The organism is Rhizobium sp. C1 (assembly GCF_021026335.1).
GTDB lineage: Bacteria > Pseudomonadota > Alphaproteobacteria > Rhizobiales > Rhizobiaceae > Ensifer_A.
The window spans coordinates 130,818-147,318 of sequence record NZ_JAJNCY010000005.1; the positions used below are offsets into that span (position 1 = coordinate 130,818).

The 16,501-nt window shown below is 61.9% G+C and carries 18 protein-coding genes; all 18 read left to right on the top strand.

The annotated features are described in order from the left end of the window. Positions 1-23: 23 nt before the first annotated feature. The 18 genes from LQK83_RS12620 to LQK83_RS12705 all read left to right on the top strand — a co-directional run bounded on the left by LQK83_RS12620 (position 24) and on the right by LQK83_RS12705 (position 16,475). Entirely contained in the window at positions 24-1,280 is a 1,257-nt protein-coding gene (locus LQK83_RS12620) for a cytochrome P450 (RefSeq protein WP_230837756.1), read from the top strand. 74 nt (positions 1,281-1,354) lie between these two features. Next, a complete protein-coding gene (locus LQK83_RS12625) occupies positions 1,355-2,437 on the top strand; it encodes a PEP/pyruvate-binding domain-containing protein (RefSeq protein WP_230837757.1) in 1,083 nt (360 codons plus the stop codon). Between the two features lie 45 nt (positions 2,438-2,482). Next, entirely contained in the window at positions 2,483-4,291 is a 1,809-nt protein-coding gene (locus tag LQK83_RS12630) for a PEP-utilizing enzyme (RefSeq protein ID WP_230837758.1), read from the top strand. Between the two features lie 70 nt (positions 4,292-4,361). Continuing rightward, positions 4,362-4,964 carry an HD domain-containing protein gene (locus tag LQK83_RS12635; protein ID WP_230837759.1) on the top strand — a complete coding sequence of 201 codons (603 nt, stop codon included), beginning with the start codon at positions 4,362-4,364 and terminating at the stop codon, positions 4,962-4,964. Positions 4,965-4,977: 13 nt separating this feature from the next. Continuing rightward, positions 4,978-6,420 (top strand): aldehyde dehydrogenase family protein, encoded by a 1,443-nt coding sequence (locus LQK83_RS12640; RefSeq protein WP_230837760.1) that lies wholly within the window; start codon positions 4,978-4,980, stop codon positions 6,418-6,420. Beyond that, the gene (locus LQK83_RS12645; RefSeq protein WP_230837761.1) at positions 6,420-7,037 is read left to right on the top strand and encodes an HD domain-containing protein; all 618 of its coding nucleotides are present in this window, start codon (positions 6,420-6,422) and stop codon (positions 7,035-7,037) included. Before LQK83_RS12640 ends, LQK83_RS12645 begins: the two co-directional genes overlap by 1 nt. After that, positions 7,034-7,795, top strand: a complete 762-nt coding sequence (locus tag LQK83_RS12650; protein ID WP_230837762.1) for an SDR family NAD(P)-dependent oxidoreductase — start codon at positions 7,034-7,036, stop codon at positions 7,793-7,795. The genes LQK83_RS12645 and LQK83_RS12650 overlap by 4 nt, the downstream gene beginning before the upstream one ends. Positions 7,796-7,805: 10 nt before the next feature. Then, positions 7,806-8,123, top strand: coding sequence for a 2Fe-2S iron-sulfur cluster-binding protein (locus LQK83_RS12655; RefSeq protein ID WP_230837763.1), 318 nt, complete (start codon positions 7,806-7,808; stop codon positions 8,121-8,123). Between the two features lie 3 nt (positions 8,124-8,126). Further along, positions 8,127-9,347 carry an NAD(P)/FAD-dependent oxidoreductase gene (locus LQK83_RS12660; RefSeq protein ID WP_230837764.1) on the top strand — a complete coding sequence of 407 codons (1,221 nt, stop codon included), beginning with the start codon at positions 8,127-8,129 and terminating at the stop codon, positions 9,345-9,347. A gap of 359 nt (positions 9,348-9,706) precedes the next feature. Further along, positions 9,707-11,191 (top strand): aromatic/alkene/methane monooxygenase hydroxylase/oxygenase subunit alpha, encoded by a 1,485-nt coding sequence (locus LQK83_RS12665; protein WP_230837765.1) that lies wholly within the window; start codon positions 9,707-9,709, stop codon positions 11,189-11,191. Between the two features lie 76 nt (positions 11,192-11,267). Further along, positions 11,268-11,516 carry a toluene-4-monooxygenase system B family protein gene (locus tag LQK83_RS12670; RefSeq protein WP_109854881.1) on the top strand — a complete coding sequence of 83 codons (249 nt, stop codon included), beginning with the start codon at positions 11,268-11,270 and terminating at the stop codon, positions 11,514-11,516. Then, a complete protein-coding gene (locus tag LQK83_RS12675; RefSeq protein ID WP_230837766.1) occupies positions 11,506-11,880 on the top strand; it encodes a Rieske 2Fe-2S domain-containing protein in 375 nt (124 codons plus the stop codon). The genes LQK83_RS12670 and LQK83_RS12675 overlap by 11 nt, the downstream gene beginning before the upstream one ends. A 9-nt stretch (positions 11,881-11,889) precedes the next feature. After that, the gene (locus LQK83_RS12680; protein ID WP_230837767.1) at positions 11,890-12,189 is read left to right on the top strand and encodes an MmoB/DmpM family protein; all 300 of its coding nucleotides are present in this window, start codon (positions 11,890-11,892) and stop codon (positions 12,187-12,189) included. A gap of 76 nt (positions 12,190-12,265) precedes the next feature. Then, positions 12,266-13,291, top strand: coding sequence for a toluene hydroxylase (locus LQK83_RS12685; protein WP_230837768.1), 1,026 nt, complete (start codon positions 12,266-12,268; stop codon positions 13,289-13,291). 54 nt (positions 13,292-13,345) lie between these two features. Next, the gene (locus LQK83_RS12690; RefSeq protein WP_230837769.1) at positions 13,346-14,335 is read left to right on the top strand and encodes a 2Fe-2S iron-sulfur cluster-binding protein; all 990 of its coding nucleotides are present in this window, start codon (positions 13,346-13,348) and stop codon (positions 14,333-14,335) included. Further along, the gene (locus LQK83_RS12695; protein ID WP_230837770.1) at positions 14,328-14,870 is read left to right on the top strand and encodes a luciferase domain-containing protein; all 543 of its coding nucleotides are present in this window, start codon (positions 14,328-14,330) and stop codon (positions 14,868-14,870) included. The genes LQK83_RS12690 and LQK83_RS12695 overlap by 8 nt, the downstream gene beginning before the upstream one ends. Positions 14,871-14,878: 8 nt before the next feature. Next, on the top strand, positions 14,879-15,325 hold the full coding sequence (locus tag LQK83_RS12700; protein WP_230837771.1) for a 2Fe-2S iron-sulfur cluster binding domain-containing protein: 447 nt from the start codon (positions 14,879-14,881) through the stop codon (positions 15,323-15,325). A gap of 223 nt (positions 15,326-15,548) precedes the next feature. Continuing rightward, the gene (locus LQK83_RS12705) at positions 15,549-16,475 is read left to right on the top strand and encodes an ArsR/SmtB family transcription factor (RefSeq protein ID WP_230837772.1); all 927 of its coding nucleotides are present in this window, start codon (positions 15,549-15,551) and stop codon (positions 16,473-16,475) included. The last annotated feature ends 26 nt before the right edge of the window (positions 16,476-16,501 follow it).

Sequence of the window (16,501 nt, forward strand, 5' to 3'; positions counted from 1 at the left end):
CCCTTCTGTCATGGGAGGAAACAATGACAGCGACATCGGCTGCGGCACGTCAGTGCCCGTTTTCGAACGCGTCCAGCGAGTTCGATCCGTTCGACATGCAGGACCCTTTCGCCTTCTACGAATGGGCACGCGCCGAACATCCCGTCTTCTATTCGGACGACATCGGCTATCACGTCGTTACCCGTTATTCCGACATAAAGGCCGTGTTCGACAACTGGCAGGTTTTTGCTTCCGATAATGCACAGGCCCCCGTTCGGCCGATGTGCGCGGAAGGCAAGGAGATCATGCGCCAGGGCGGCTTCACCGCCTATTCCGGCCTCTCGGCCCGCGTTCCGCCAGACCACACTCGCATCCGCAAGATCGCGCAGACCTGCTTCGGTCCCCGCCGCTTTAAGGCCATCGAGCCGCAGATCCGCGAGATCGTGACCAAGGCGATCGACGCTTTCATCGACAAGGGCAAGGCCGACTTCTTCTCGGAATTTGCCTATGACGTGCCGGCGCTGGTTCTCTTCAAGCTGGTCGGCGTCCCGGACAGTGATGTTCCCCGCGTCAAAAGCTGGGCGCTCAGCCGCGCGCTGCTGACCTGGGCGAACCTCACCGACGACGAACAGTTGCCGCATGCGCGCAACATGGTCGACTACTGGAACTATTGCCAGGCACTGGTGAAGGCGCGCTACGAGACGCCGTCGGACGACCTGCCGGGCGATCTCGTTCGCCTGAAGCAGGAAGGTGCCGATATCAGCGATGCCGAGATTGCGGGGCTTCTCTATTCCGTGCTCTTCGCCGGTCATGAAACGACAACGACGCTGATGGCGAATGGCGTTCGCGAGCTGCTGACCTATCGGCAAAACTGGGAAGCGCTGGTGGCCGATCCGTCGCTGATCCCCGGCGCGGTCGAGGAAAGCCTGCGCTTCAGCCCCTCCATCGTCGCCTGGCGGCGCCGGGCGACACAGGATGCGGAGATCGGCGGCGTGCCGATCCCGGCCAATTCCAACATCCTGCTCATCATGGGCTCCGCCAATCGCGACGACAGCGTGTTTAGCGAGCCGGACCGCTTCGACATCCGCCGGACGAATGCCCGCAACCACCTGTCCTTCGGCTATGGCATCCATTTCTGCCTCGGCCAGCAATTGGCCAAGCTGGAATTCGGCATCGCACTGGAGGAACTGACGCGTCGTCTGCCGGACATGCGCCTGAAGCAGGACCAGAGCTTTGACTTCGTCCGCAACATTTCCTTCCGGGTGCCGACGGCTTTGCATGTGGAGTGGCCGGTCGGCTGAGGAGCGACCGGTTACTTTGAAAACAGCATGAACAAGAGGGATGGGCGCCCAAAGCCTGTCCGGGAGAGAGATCAATGACAGCCGCAAACCATAACCACTACATCCTTGCCTTCGATCAGGCGTCGGAAGCCGATTTTCCGAAGATGGGCGGCAAATGCGCCAGCCTTGCCCGCATGATCGCCGCCGGTGTCGCCGTGCCGGCCGGCTTTGCGGTGCTGACGGATGCCTATGCGGAATTCCTCGACATTTCGGGCCTGAAGCCCGTGCTTCAAGGCATCATCGACAGTATCGAGATCGGCAATGTCGCCGATGAGGCGATGAAGGCGGCTGCGATCCGCGAGAAAATCTGCTCGACACCGCTGCCCTCCCGTATCGAGGCTTCGATCCGCAGCGCCTATGTCGACATGTCGCCCTCGGACGATCTGCCGGTGGCGGTGCGCTCCTCGGCGACGGCCGAAGACCTGCCGGATGCGAGCTTTGCCGGTCAGCAGGACACCTATCTCTGGGTGACGGGCGCTGACGATGTTGTGAAGCAGGTCCGCGCCTGCTGGGCGAGCCTCTTCAATGCTCGCGCCATTTCCTATCGCGCCAAGAACAATCTCGGCCAGCTTGAAGTGCTGATGAGCGTCGCTGTGCAGAAGATGGTCAATGCCAAGGCGGCCGGTGTCGCGATGACGCTCGACCCGATCAATGGCGACCGCACCAAGATCGTCATCGACTCCGCCTTCGGCCTCGGCGAGCCGGTCGTGTCCGGCGAGATCACGCCCGACAACTTCGTCGTCGAAAAGGTCATGATGCAGGTCACGAAGCGGCGCATCGCCGAGAAGGACCACGAACTCGTCGCCGATCGCGCACTTCGCCGTACCGTTGATCGCGTCATCGAACCGGAGCGGCGGACGCTGCCCTCGCTCAGCGATGGCGAGGTCATTGCGGTTGCGGGCCTTGCCAAGTCGCTGGAGCGCAAGATGGGCTGCCCGCAGGACGTGGAATGGGCGATCGATGCCGATCTTCCGGATGGCGCGAACCTTGTCGCGCTGCAAAGCCGCCCGGAAACCGTCTGGAGCCAGAAGAAGGCGCAAGCGCCGGCCAAGACCTATGCCATGGGGATCGAGGGTGTTCTCGGAACGCTGATGTCGCCCCTGTCGGCCAAGAGCTGACCCACCAGATTGAAGAATTGAACGCGGTTCAAGGAGGAGAGACCCGTGACAAGCCACATGAAATTCCCGAGCCCGTATGACCTGAAAGCCCCCAAGGGCGCCGAGGGCTGGGAGGAACTTTATCCCTATTACCTTCTGTTCAATGACAAGATCCGCGCCAAGGAGGAAGGCAAGTTCTGGTTCTGCGACAGCCAGCATTGGCCGAGCCCGTTCAAGCCCTTCGACACGATCACGGTGGAATTCGCTGTCAAATGTCTCGGCCAGTACAACACGCGCCACTATCTGATCCCGCCGGCCAATGGCGTCGATTATCGTATCCATAACGGCTATTGCTACATGTCGCCGCTGGCGGTCGCACCGGAGAATATCGCGGCGCGCGTGCCGCAGTTCATGGACCGCGCGGGCCACTATTTCCAGAACTGGGCCTCGCTGCTCGATAACTGGATGGTCAAGGTCAAGGCGAACATTGCCGACATGGAAGCCATCCATTTCGAGCCGCTGCCCGAGGTCGTTCCGGTCGAATGGGTGAAGGACGGCGTCGGCCTCGACAACACCTATTTCATGATGGAGAGCTATGATCGCGCGATCCAGCTTCTCTACAAGACCTGGCAATATCACTTCGAGTTCCTCAACCTCGGCTATGCCGCCTATCTCGACTTCTTCGGCTTCCTGAAGGAGCAGTTCCCGACCATTCCGGACCAGGCGATCGCCAAGATGGTGCAGGGCGTGGATGTCGATCTCTTCCGTCCGGATGACGAGCTGAAGAAGCTCTCAAAGCTCGCTCTCAAGCTCGGTGTCGCCGATGCGCTGAAGACCGGTACGGCCGACGAGGCACTGGCCCGCGTTGCCACGGTTTCGGGCGGCAAGGAATGGCTGGATGCATGGAAGGCCGCGCAGGACCCGTGGTTCAACTTCACCTCGGGCAATGGCTTCTACTCGACCGACAAATACTGGATCGAGCATCTCGACATCCCGCTCGGCTATATCCGCGACTACATTGCCAAGCTCGAAAAGGGCGAGACGATCGACCGTCCAACGGAGAAGATCGCCGCCGAGCGCGACCGGATCACGGCCGAGTATGCCGAGCTTCTGTCAGACGAGCTGCGCCCAGTCTTTGAAGGCAAGCTCGGTCTCGCCCGCGCCGTCTTCCCTTACGTCGAGAACCACAATTTCTACATCGAACATTGGTCGATGAGCGTGTTCTGGCGCAAGATGCGGGAACTCAGCGCCATTCTCCATGGTCAGGGCTTCTTCGAAAATGCCGATGACATGTTCTTCCTGAACCGTCAGGAGGTGCGCGACGCGCTGTTCGACTACGGGAATGCCTGGGCTGTCGGCGGCGAGCCGATCGGGCCGGTCTACTGGCCGGAAGTGATTGCCAAGCGCAAGGCGATCCTTTCAACGCTCGCGACGCAACCGCCGCAGCCGGCGCTGAACAACCCGCCGGAAGTGATCACCGAGCCCTTCACCATCATGCTCTGGGGCATCACGTCGGAATCGATCGCCCGCTGGCTCGATGGCGGCAGCGACAAGTCGAAGCTCACCGGCATGGCCGCCTCGCCGGGCATTGCGGAAGGGCGCGCCCGCGTCATCCGCTCGGCCGATGAACTGAACCTCATCCAGGACGGCGAAATTCTTGTCGCGCCAGTCACGGCACCCTCCTGGGCGCCCGTCTTCGGCAAGATCAAGGCCACCGTCACCGATATCGGCGGCATGATGAGCCACGCCGCGATCGTCTGCCGTGAATACGGCCTGCCCGCCGTCACCGGCACGGGCAATGCCTCCTCGACGATCAAGAACGGGCAGATGCTGCGCGTCGATGGCGCGACGGGCGAAGTCCGGATCATCGGCTGAGCCTGAACCAAGCATGGCGGGCCGGCGTCGCGCTGGCCCGTCTCTGGACACGACTGCAAGGACGAGAACCGTGAACATTTCCTTGAAGACCGGCCGCTACGACGCCGTCTGGCGCGCTGCCGAGACCTATATGCGGGCGCGCAAGAACGACGTGCATATTCCGCTCTCCTACGCCTTCGCGCGCAAGCTCCTGGAGGTCTATCCGGAGGCTGACGAGGATATCGTGTCGCTTGCCATCCTGCTCCACGATATCGGCTGGTGGTCGATCGACGCGACCGACATTTTCGAAAAGGGTTTCGGCCCGAACATGATGCAGTCGGATGTCCGCTTCCTGCATGAAAGCGAGGGCGTGCGCCTCTCCCGCGAGGTGCTGGAACGGACCGGCTGGCCGGAACATGTCATTGCCGCCGTTGGCGAAATCATCGACGGGCACGATACGCGGCCTGAGCCCCGGCACCTGAACGACCGGCTGGTGCGCGATGCCGACAAGCTCTGGCGCTTCACCGTCACCGGCGTTTCGGTCGCCTGCGACTGGTTCAAGATGAACCCGCATCAATATGCCGACCGGCTGGAAGCCACCGGCCTGCAACAGCTCGAAACCGAAGCCGGCCTGAAAATGGCAACCGAGGAACTGGCGATCACGCGCCGGGCGCTCCTGCTTCACCTGATCTGAACGGATGTAACCCATGGACATGTTCATCGACGGCGCATTCGTCCCGGCGTTGGCCGGCTTGCGCCAGAACGTCACCAATCCGGCGACCGGTGATGTCATCGACACCGTGCCCACCGGGGCCGCCGAGGATGCAGACCGCGCGATTGCCGCCGCCGAACGCGCCTTCGAGACCTGGAAGCGCACGCCGGTTGCCGAGCGCGCCCGTCTCCAGAAAGCGGCCGCGCAATTGATGCGCGCCGAAGCGCAGGCCATCGGCCGGACGCTGACGCTGGAGCTTGGCCGCCCGCTTGCCGCTGCCATCACCGAAATCGAGCGTTCGGCTGATCTGCTCGATGTCTATGCCGAGGAAGGTCTGCGGCTCACCGCCGAAATGCCGATCACCTCGGTGGCCGGGGAAAAGATGCTGGTGACGCGCGAACCGGTCGGCGTTGTCGTGGCGATCACGCCCTTCAACTATCCGATCACGTTGCTCACCTTCAAGCTTGGCGCGGCGCTGATTGCCGGCTGCACGATGGTGGCGAAGCCCGCGGAGGATACGCCGCTTTCGACGCTCATGCTGGCCGATCTTTTCCACCGCGCGGGCTTCCCCGCCGGCGTGTTCAATGTGGTGACGGGCCGGGGATCGGGGATCGGCAAGGCGATGATCGAGCATCCCGTGCCGCGCAAGATCGCGTTTACCGGCGGAACCGCTGCCGGCAAGGCGATTGCCGCCGCAGCCGTGCAGACAATGAAGCGGCTGACACTGGAACTTGGCGGCCAGAGCCCGGCCATCGTCTGTTCGGATGCCGATCTCGATGTCGCCGCCGCGGCAATAGCCCGCCACGGCTTCGCCAATTCCGGCCAGTTCTGCTACCGCGTCAACCGCTGCTATGTGGAGCGTCCGGTCTACGAGACTTTTCTCGCGAAGCTGAAGGGGCATGTCGACAAGCTGAAGGTTGGCGACGGGTTCGATGCATCGTGTGCCATGGGGCCGCTGGTCAACCAGAAGATCTACAGCAATTCCGAACGCCAGAGCGATGACGCCCGGCAGAAGGGCGCGCGCATCCTGACCGGCGGCAAGCGGCTGACCGGCGGGCTCTACGATGGCGGCTGGTTCTTCCCGCCGACGCTGATTGCCGATGCCGATCACTCCATGCTGGTGATGACCGAAGAGACATTCGGCCCGGTTCTCGGCATCATGCCTTTCGACGATCGCCGCGAGGTGCTGAAACTCGCCAATCAGACGCGCTATGGGCTTGCCGGCTTCGTCTTTTCGGAAAATCTCGCGACAGCGCTGACACTTGCCGAGGGGATCGAGGCGGGTTCGGTCTGGGTCAACAACATTCACCGCTCCAGCCACACCATGCCCTTTGGCGGCATGAAGGAAAGCGGTTTCGGGCGCGAAAAGGGCCGTTTCGGCATCGAGGCCTATCTCGAATACAAGAGCATCTATCTCTCCTACAAGGAGGGGCTCTGATGAGCGGCGCGCTTCTCGAACGCGACATTCCCACCTGGCTTGCGGCCCGGCCCTATCTCGATGTGCGCTCCAATGACGAGCACACGCTGATCTCCTATCAGCTTGCCCGCGCGCTGCTGAAACTGCGCCCCGAGGTAGATGAGGCGACGGTGCTCACCGCGATCCTTTTCCACGATGTCGGCTGGAAGATGGTGCCGGTCGAAAAGCTGGCGGACTCCGTCGGGCCCAAGCCGAAATATCCGGAGCTTCAGCGCGTGCATGAGGTCGAGGGGGTGGCGATTGCGCGGCCGCATCTGCAGGCGCTCGCCATTCTGGGCGTCGATGTCGAAACGGTGCTGTCGATCATCGACGGGCACGACACGCGCAAGCAGGCGATCTCGCCGGAAGACGAGATCGTCAAGGAGGCCGACAAGCTCTGGCGCTTTACCAGCCACGGCGTGAAGACGATTTGCGGCTGGTTTGGAACGCCGCCGAAGGAAACGGTCGCGATGCTTGAGGACTTCGTCCTCCCGCAGATGCTGACCAAGGATGGGCGCGCGATGGCGGAAGCGCTGGTCGCACAAGGTCAGGCCATGGCTTGGCTAGATGACATGACGACACTGGAGGGCCAGCGATGAGCGGCGAAACGTTTAAGGACAAGGTGGCGCTGATTACAGGTGCCGGGGGCGGGCTGGGGCGTACCTTTGCGCTCGCCTTTGCCGCCGAGGGCGCTGCCGTCGTCGCCGCCGATCTCAATGAGGCCGGTGCGCGGGAGACGGCGGAGCTGATTACGGCTCATGGTGGTTCAGCGCTGGGATTTGGCGTCGATGTAACGAAAGCCGCCTCGATCGACGCTCTGGTCGGCGACGTCAAAAACTGGCGTGGCCGTATCGACGTCCTTGTCAACAATGCCGCCATCTATGCCGGGTTGAAGCGTAAGGGCTTTGAGCAGATTGCCGAGGACGAGTGGGACCGCGTCATGGCGGTCAATGTCAAGGGCGCGTGGATGGCGACGAAGGCCGTCGCGCCGTTGATGCGGGCGCAGAAATCCGGCGCGATCGTCAATATTTCGTCGGCGACCGTCATGAGTGGTTCGCCGGAATGGCTGCATTACGTTTCCTCCAAGGGCGCGATCATCGCCATGACACGCGCGCTCGCTCGCGAACTTGGTGGAGACAACATCACCGTCAATGCTATCGCGCCCGGCTTCACCTTGACGGAAGCGAGCCTCGGGCTGATGGAAAACGCCTCCGAATATGGCGTGACGCGCGGTGCGCTGAAGCGCGCCTCGACGCCGGAAGACATGGCGGGCGCCGCGCTCTTCCTCGCATCTCCGCAGGCTGCCTTCGTGACGGGCCAGACCCTGATCGTCGATGGCGGCAGACAGTTTCTTTGAAGGAAATATCATGAGCCAGGTCACATTCATCGAGCGCGATGGAACGCGCCGCATCGTCGAGGTCGTCAATGGCGAAAGCCTGATGCAGGCCGGCACCCGCGCCGGTGTCGACGGCATCATCGGCGAATGCGGCGGCTCCTGCATGTGCGCCACCTGCCATGTCTATCTGACGGAGGAGGATTTCGCCCGGCTCGATCCGCCCGACGCGATGGAGCAGGATGCGCTGGAATTCACGGCCAGCAACCAGCGCCCGACCAGCCGCCTAGGCTGTCAGGTCAAGCTCTCTGCGGCCACAGATGGCCTCACCGTCACCGTGGCTGAGGCCTGAACCATGCAGCGCGGCGTGGTCATCATCGGGGCAGGCCATGGCGGTTCGCAGATCGGGTTCAGCCTGCGCCAGGAGGGCTATGACGGGCCGATCCATCTCGTCAGCGACGAGCCCGATCTGCCCTATCACAAGCCGCCGCTTTCCAAGGCTTACCTGAAAGACGTAAGCCAGGACGTGCAGATCCTGCGCGCCGAAAAAGCCTATGTGGATGCGCGGATCGAACTGGCGCTCGGCCGGAAGGTCGAGGCGATTGATCGGCAGGCGCAAGCCATTCGTTTCGCCGAAGGCGGGAAGCTTCGCTATGACCGGCTGGTCATTGCCACGGGGGCGACAAATCGTAAGCTGACACTGACCGGCCACGATCTTGAAGGCCTCCATTCGATCCGCACCCGCGCCGATGCCGCGCATCTGCGCGCCGCGATGAATACGGCGAACGACATCGCCGTCATCGGCGGCGGGTTCATCGGGTTGGAAGCGGCGGCGACCTTTGCCCTTCTCGGCAAGAGTGTCACCGTCATCGAACTTGCGCCCTCCATTCTCGGCCGAGCCGTTTCGCCCGTCGTTGCGGCGCATGTCGATGCGGAATATCGTAAGCTCGGCATCCGCGTTCTGACCGCCACCGGGATCGATCGGCTTGAGGGCGAGGCGGGCAAGGTCAGGGCGGTACTGCTTGCGGATGGCACGGCCGTTCCTGCCGATCTGGTTCTCGTCGGCATCGGCGCAACGGCGAATGATGCGCTCGCCCGCGATGCCGGGTTGACCTGCGACAACGGTATCGTTGTCGATGCGACGCTTGCGAGCACGGACCCGACCATCTTCGCCATTGGTGATGTCGCCAATTTCCCGCATGCCCAGGCGGGTCGCCGCGTGCGGCTGGAATCGGTGCAGAACGCTTCCGATCAGGCCAAGCATGTTGCCAAGACCATCATGGGCAAGATCGAAGACTATCGCGAAACGCCTTGGTTCTGGTCCGATCAGGGGCCGATGAAACTACAGATGGCGGGTCTTTCCTTCGAGGCTGACCGGCATGTGCGCACTGGCGCGCCCGATGATCCGGCCTTCTCGGTCTATCATTATGCCGGCGACCGGCTTCTGGCCGTCGATAGCGTCAACCGCCCCGGCGAACACATGGTCGCCCGCCGCCTGATTGCTGCCGGCATTTCGCCGAGTGCGGCCGATCTTGCCGAGGGTCCGGAGCGGCTGAAGAACCTCATCGGCCGGTAAGACCCGTTCTGACCAAAGGAGAACGGCCGTGGCGGTTTCCGCCCGGCCGTTCTTTTCGTTTATCCAACGGAAAACAAAGCGCATTTCGGAAATTTCGGATCTCTCTTGATTCTTTTCAAGAAAAGCCCCGAAACCAAAGGAAAACCAAAGATAGCCGTCTAAATTGGCCCTTAGTCGTACAACATTGCCGGGTTGAAGCTCTGATCGCCGCGCCTGTGGAGGAGCATGCGCGGGAACGATGAACCGTGCCCGAAGCACGTGTCAGGCACCGGCAAACGACATGCGCTGAAAGCGGCTTCGTCCGGAAGCCGCACGCCCTTCTCGAGGGGCGGCACGGATCGAACTGGGAGGTGAATTCGATGCCTAAACTGCAACGTCACGATTATTACGATGTCGCGCGCGACATGAACTGGGACTTCACCTATGTCTCGGACAAGGAAGTTTTTCCGGAAGAACTGTCGAAGAGCTTCGGCATCGAAAACACGAAGTGGTGGGGCTGGGATGAGCCTTACAAGCTGACCTACCGCGAATATGTCCATAACCAGGCCGGCAAGGATGCAGGCATTTATTCGATCCGCTCCACCATCGCCCGTTCCGACATGTATGACAAGCTGGACGAGGGCTGGAAATCGGCGGTGAAGGCGCATTACGGCGCGATCCCCATTCCGGAATATCTCGCCTCCATCGGCGAGGCCCGCATGGCCCGTTTCGGCCGTGCAGCCGCATGGCGCAACATGGCGAGCTTCGGCACGCTGGACGAATGCCGCCACGGCCAGGCGCAGATCTACTTCCCCTATTGCCTGACCGACAAGGACCCGCAGATGGACTGGGCCCACAAGACGGTCCATACCAATGAATGGGCGGCGATTGCCGCGCGCTCGCTGTTCGACGACATGTTCACCGCCAACGATGCCGTCTCCACCGCCATCCAGCTCACCTTCACCTTCGAGACCGGCTTCACCAACCTGCAATTCCTCGGCATGTCGGCCGATGCGCTGCATGTCGGCGATATCGAGTTCGGCGCGCTGATCTCCTCGATCCAGACCGACGAGGCGCGCCATTCGCAGCAGGGCGAACCGACGCTGAAGATCCTCATCGAAAACGGCAAGAAGGCGGAAGCGCAGAAGCTGGTCGACCAGATGTTCTGGCGCTCGTGGCGTATCTTCGGCCTGCTGACCGGCTTCTCGATGGATTATTACACCCCGCTCGAACACCGCACGATGAGCTTCAAGGAGTTCATGACCGAGTGGATCTGCCGCCAGTTCGTTGATCAGTTCAAGGATCTCGGAATGGATCTTCCCTGGTACTGGGAAGAGCATTTCCTGCCCGAGCTTGAATGGTATCACCATGCCCAGCATCTCGGCGTCTGGTTCTGGCGTCCGACCGTCTGGTGGAACCCGGATGCGGGCGTGTCCGCCGACGAGCGCGACTGGCTGGAAATGAAATATCCGGGCTGGAACGACCGCTTCGGCAAATATTGGGACGTGATCACCGAAAACGTTCGCGCCGGGCGCATCGAGAAGACCTATCCGGAAACGCTGCCGATGGTTTGCAATTGCTGCCAGCTGCCGGTCACGGGCCGCTCGGTCGGCAAGAAGCCCTTCATGCTCAACTACAAGGGCCGCCGCGTCACCTTCTGTTCGGAAGGCTGCGAGTGGGTCTGGAAGAGCCAGCCGGAGCGCTACGACACGCATCTCTCGGTCGTAGACCGCTTCCTCGCTGGTCATATCCAGCCGCCGAACCTCGAAGGCGCACTCAAATACATGAGCATCACGCCCGAGGTCGCCGGTAACGACGCCGACAACTACGCCTGGGCGCGGCAGATGCGCATGGCGGCTGAGTAAGCCAACGCTTGCGATTGTCCCGCCGCGGGAGGCGGCGGGGCGGTTCGCTGATCATATTTCACGGGAGGAATTTCAAATGGCAATGGTCCCATTGCAGGCCGCCTTTCACGGCGATTTTCTGGTGCAGCTCATCCCCGTCGATGACGAGGACGACATGGCGACGGTCGCCGCCAAGATCGCCCATCACGCCGTCAACCTGCGCGTTGCCGAGCGCAATCTGCCGATGGCCGTCTGGTTCAATGACAGGCAGTTGCCTGCCTCGATGAAGTTTTCGGAAAGCGGCATCGGTCCCATGGATTACGTTGAGGCCGGCTATGTCGAATGACGATCTGAACTGGGTGAAGGCCACGACGCTCGATGATCTCTGGGAGGGCGATTTCATCGACGCCGAGGTCGATGGAGAACAGGTCATCATCATCCACATGCCGGGCGGCCGCATCAGGGCCTATCAGGGCATGTGCCCCCACCAGGAGATTTTGCTGGCCGACGGCAAGATCGATTTCGATGCCAGCACGATCACCTGTTCGGCGCATGAGTGGGAATTCAGCATGGAGACCGGCAAGGGCATCAATCCGAGCGGCTGCCGCCTCTTTCACTACGACGTCAGACTGGACGGCGACGATGTCTTGATCGGCGTACCGACTGACGGGCGGTTGCGCCGCCTGCGCCACGAAGCAGAAGAAGTTTAGGGGAAAACCATGACGGAAGAAGCCACATTGAAGCTCGTCGGTCCGATCATCCGCGGCGTCGACGACGATATCATCAACGCCGTGATCGACGCGGCGGAAGAGGATAATCCCGATCGCGAAATCTATGTCGAGGACCGCTCGGGCTATGTCCGGGTGCAGGCGGAGAAGGAATTCGTGCTCACCCAGCGCACCATGGTCGAAAAGCTCGGCCGGCCGTTCCGGCTGTCTGAGCTGGAGCCGAGCCTTGTCTCCTTCGCGGGCCGCCTGACGACGCTGGACGACAAATGGGAATGGGCGCTGAAGGGCTGAAAGCCACTTCGTTTCAAGGATTTTCTGCATGATGCCGCTGGAGGAAGCGAGCCCATGCAAACGGGAGGATAAGATTATGGCAGTCGCAAAATCGCAAGGCCGGCAGCGTAAGCAGCCTTGGAGCCTCTGGACCGAACGGCGCGTGCCCTCGGAATACGAGGCCGTCACCTTCAAGTTCCACAACCACTTCCGCAACGAGCCGGCACCCTTCGAGCTTTCGGAAGACTGGAGCATCAACGTCTTCTACCGCACCAACCGCGAGAACTCCCCGCTCGTCGCCTCCGTTGACGACTGGGAAGGCTATCGCGACGTGCGCGCCTATACCTATCGCCGCTTCGTCGAGGAGCAGAAGGATCGCGAAGTCTATTGCGACAACCTGATCGACGAATTCGAGGCGCGGGGACATTACGAGAAGCTGAGCCCGGCATGGCTCGATTTCCTGCGCGATTTCTACCTGCCGGTGCGCTTCCCCGGCCACGCAGCGCAGATGAGTGCGGTCTATATCGGCCAGATGGCACCCTCCGCCTTCGTCACCAACACCTTCTATTTCCAGATGGCGAACGAGATGCGTCGGGTGCAGCGCCAGGCCTATCTGGCGCAGGTTCTCGCCATGGATACCGGCCGCCCGGACCTCGCCGCAACCGACCGTGCGCGGGCAACCTGGACTCAAGGTTCCGAATGGCAGGGGCTTCGCGAACTCGTCGAAAGGCAGCTGATCGCCTATGACTTTACCGAGGCCGTCGCCTCGCGCCAGCTCGTGCTGCGCCCGATCTTCGATCATCTGTTCAACACGGAATTTGCGCAGATCGCCGAGCGCAGCGGCGATGGGCTTCTCTCCATGCTGCATGCCGATTTCCGCACCCACGATCAGACCTATGCGGCAGACAACACAAAGGGCCTCGTCGCTTATGCGGTCGGCAAGGCAGAATCAAACCGAAGCCTTCTCAAGGACACGGCCGCCCGCTGGCAGGCGCTGGGCGAAAAGGCTGCTCGAGGCATTGCCGAAGGTTTGGCTAGGGCAGGCGGGGCGGACAGTGCTGCCGGCATCGCCCGCCGCACCATTGATGCGCAGCAGAAACTGCTGGCCGATTACGGGCTTTGACCAGTCAAGGGTCGGCGCTTGCCGCCGGCCCGTCCTTTCATCTCGGACAGAGCCATGACATTTCAGGTAACGATAGAGCCGGATGGACGGCGTTTTCGGACGTTAGTCAGCGAAACATTGCTGGAGGCGGCGCGGCGTAACGGCATCGCGCTTCCCTACGAATGCGGCTGGGGCCATTGCGGAAGCTGCAAGGTGACGGTTGTCGAGGGCCAGACGGACCTTATGTTTCCCGCTGCTCCGGCGCTGACGCCGCGCGACCAGAAGCTCAACCGCACGGTCGCCTGTCAGGCAATCGCCTGTAGCGATCTCGTCATCAAGCTTTCACCGGGCGAGCCGCAATCGCCTGCGATTGCCTGCCGGACGCAAGAGGCGGAACTGGTCGCGGTCGAGGAACTTGCGCCGGAAATCCGCCGCTTCACCTTGCGCCCGGAGGGCGGGGCGGATTTCCTGCCCGGTCAATATGCGATCCTACATTTAGGCGACAGGCTCCGCCGGGCCTATTCCATGTGCAATCTTCCGGATGGCGAGACCCTGCAGGTCATCTCAAAGCGCTATCCCGGAGGCGCGGGCTCGAATGCGCTGGCCGTCCTTCAGCCGGGCGACCGGCTGACATTGGAATCACCCTTCGGCACCTGCACGCTGAAGCCACGACCGGGCCGCAAGATCTTCATCGCCGGCGGCACCGGCATTTCGCCGATCCTGTCGCTGGTCCGGCAGGCTGCGCGCGACAGCGTCGATTTTGCAGCGCCCGTCGATATCGTCTATTGCGCCCGCCGCGTGGCTGACCTTGCTGCCTCGGATGAGTTGGCCGAAGCGGCGGCCGCAATCGCGGGCGCGACCTACACACCATGCGTCGAGGAGGAAACGAGCCAGCCGGACCATGCGACCGGGCGGGCGCTCGATGTGCTTGCCTCGCTCGCCTACGATCCGGCCGCCACGGAATTCTACGTCGCCGGTCCGCCGGTTATGGTCAATGCCGTGAAGTCCCATCTCAAGGAGGCGGGCGTTGCGATCACCCGCATTCACTATGACAGCTTTGGCTAGACGCACACCCTCCGACCTGCCCGTGTGGATGCTCGCGCCCAGCCTGCGCCGGCTTGGCCGCAGGACCGCGACGCGGCCGAGGCTCTCGCCGAAATGGCCCTGCCTGCAGGAAGAGATGCAGGCTGCGCCGGATATCATCGACGCCATGGCCGAGGCAATCGGCAAACTCCCGGGCGTCATTCCCGCTGACACGCCGCTTGGGAGCCCCGGACTCGGTTTGGGACTGGAAGAAGACATGGCGCGCGGTCAGCCGGAAGCCTTTGTCAGCGCGCCCTGCTGGGTCAATCTCCGGCCGGACGGCTCGATGCATCTGGGCCTAAGGCCCGAATGGGCGCAGAAGGTCGTCAACCACGGCTGGGCGACCATTCATCCCTTTGCCCGCTACATGGCCGGTGCCGTGCCGCCGCAAAGCCTCGTCGTCTTTGCTCCGCAGAGCCGCGCCGAGCTGGCCATTGCGATCCGCATCGCCGAGGCCGCGCATGGCTACGCCGTAGGCCGCATCGGCGACGTCATCCTGCCCGATACACGGTGGTAGCGATGGGCATGGAGGATTTTACAGCGAGCATCGAGGTCAAACCGGCCGCACCCGCAGAAATCTTCACGGTCCGCCTCGAGCGCCCTGACGGCTCATGGACCTTCGAGGCATCGTCAGACGAGTATCTTCTCTACGCGATGATCGATGCGGGTATCCAAACACCGTTCATCTGCGAACAGGGCTGGTGCCTCGCCTGCGCGGCGAAACTCGTCTCCGGCAAGGTCGATGACAGCGCCGCCCTCACCCGCTATCCGGAAGATGCCGAAGCCGGCTTCCTGCTCCTCTGCTCCGCCCGCCCGCTGGCCGATCTCGTTCTCTACCAGGACATCCACGAGACCCGCCGCGAAATGACCCAGCACCGCATTGGCCGCAACCAGCTTGCACGCGCCTATCCACCGGGCCAGCGTGCGGGGTTCCGACGTGGCCGGCGGCGACTGGCGACGCCAAAGCCGTAATCCTTGCCGACTGGCTCCACACGCACTGGCAAGGCAGAGCCCACGGAAAGCCTCGATCCAGACACCCACACGAAGCCGCGCCGACGCGTCCGGTCGGCTGCAGCAAAGACTAGCGCCCTGCTCAAGCCGGATTCTGCAGGCCCGCCCTTAAGCAGGGTAGAATCAGCTTTTCAAAAATCAGGAAGCGGGATACAAATCAGAAAATCTGCAATAAAAGAGCGCCATGACGAAAAGCTTTCTCATAGTCGATCCCGAGGTGGATCATGCCGTTCTCAAGGGCATTGCTTCCCCCGCCCGCGCCACGATCTTGAAGCGTCTGCACGAGCGCGGCCCGATGAACGTCAATGAACTTGCAGCGGAATTGCAGCAGCCGCAATCGACGATCTCCACCCATATCCAGATTCTGGAAGAGGCCGGGCTGGTGGAAAGCGAAACGCAGAAGGCGCGCAAGGGCAACCAGAAAATCTGTCGCGCCACGGTCGAGGAAGTCATCGTCGTTTTCAAGAGCGATGTGCGCGAGCCGCGCAAGGATCTGATCGAAGTGGCGATGCCCGTCGGGCTCTATACTAGCTTTGAAGTGACGGCGCCTTGCGGCCTCTGTTCGCCCGATGGCATTATCGGCCTGCTCGACGTTCCGAACGCGCTTCTCGACCCGGATCGCATGAAAGCCGGGCTTATCTGGTTCACGCGCGGCTATGTCGAGTATCAGTTTCCCAACAATGCCAAGCTCTCCAACACGGCTATCCAGGAACTGGAAGTGGCTGTGGAACTGAGTTCCGAAGTCCCCGGAACGAGTGCAGACTGGCCTTCCGACATTACATTGACCATCAATGGCAAGAAGGTCGGCGTGTGGACCTCGCCCGGCGATTTCGGCGACAAGCGTGGCGTCTATACGCCTGACTGGTGGAAGCTGAAAGGCTCGCAATATGGTAAGCTGAAGAACTGGCGCGTCGGCCCGGACGGCACCTTTGTCGATGGCGTCCAGATCTCCAACGTCACGCTCGCCGATCTCGATCTCGCCAGTCACCACTCGATCCGCGTCCGCATCGGCATTGAAGACGATGCATCCCATCCGGGCGGCATCAACATCTTCGGAAAGGGCTTCGGCAATTACGATCAGGACATCGTTCTGCGGCTGAAGATCGAATAGTATCAAACTTTTCGATATTTAAAAAA

What these genes read in the sequence shown, in the direction of transcription:
- LQK83_RS12620 (WP_230837756.1), top strand. Translation starts at nt 24, where the DNA reads ATGACAGCGACATCGGCTGCGGCACGTCAGTGCCCGTTTTCGAACGCG.
- LQK83_RS12625 (WP_230837757.1), top strand. Translation starts at nt 1,355, where the DNA reads ATGACAGCCGCAAACCATAACCACTACATCCTTGCCTTCGATCAGGCG.
- LQK83_RS12640 (WP_230837760.1), top strand. Translation starts at nt 4,978, where the DNA reads ATGGACATGTTCATCGACGGCGCATTCGTCCCGGCGTTGGCCGGCTTG.
- LQK83_RS12645 (WP_230837761.1), top strand. Translation starts at nt 6,420, where the DNA reads ATGAGCGGCGCGCTTCTCGAACGCGACATTCCCACCTGGCTTGCGGCC.
- LQK83_RS12650 (WP_230837762.1), top strand. Translation starts at nt 7,034, where the DNA reads ATGAGCGGCGAAACGTTTAAGGACAAGGTGGCGCTGATTACAGGTGCC.
- LQK83_RS12655 (WP_230837763.1), top strand. Translation starts at nt 7,806, where the DNA reads ATGAGCCAGGTCACATTCATCGAGCGCGATGGAACGCGCCGCATCGTC.
- LQK83_RS12660 (WP_230837764.1), top strand. Translation starts at nt 8,127, where the DNA reads ATGCAGCGCGGCGTGGTCATCATCGGGGCAGGCCATGGCGGTTCGCAG.
- LQK83_RS12665 (WP_230837765.1), top strand. Translation starts at nt 9,707, where the DNA reads ATGCCTAAACTGCAACGTCACGATTATTACGATGTCGCGCGCGACATG.
- LQK83_RS12670 (WP_109854881.1), top strand. Translation starts at nt 11,268, where the DNA reads ATGGCAATGGTCCCATTGCAGGCCGCCTTTCACGGCGATTTTCTGGTG.
- LQK83_RS12675 (WP_230837766.1), top strand. Translation starts at nt 11,506, where the DNA reads ATGTCGAATGACGATCTGAACTGGGTGAAGGCCACGACGCTCGATGAT.
- LQK83_RS12680 (WP_230837767.1), top strand. Translation starts at nt 11,890, where the DNA reads ATGACGGAAGAAGCCACATTGAAGCTCGTCGGTCCGATCATCCGCGGC.
- LQK83_RS12685 (WP_230837768.1), top strand. Translation starts at nt 12,266, where the DNA reads ATGGCAGTCGCAAAATCGCAAGGCCGGCAGCGTAAGCAGCCTTGGAGC.
- LQK83_RS12690 (WP_230837769.1), top strand. Translation starts at nt 13,346, where the DNA reads ATGACATTTCAGGTAACGATAGAGCCGGATGGACGGCGTTTTCGGACG.
- LQK83_RS12700 (WP_230837771.1), top strand. Translation starts at nt 14,879, where the DNA reads ATGGAGGATTTTACAGCGAGCATCGAGGTCAAACCGGCCGCACCCGCA.
- LQK83_RS12705 (WP_230837772.1), top strand. Translation starts at nt 15,549, where the DNA reads ATGACGAAAAGCTTTCTCATAGTCGATCCCGAGGTGGATCATGCCGTT.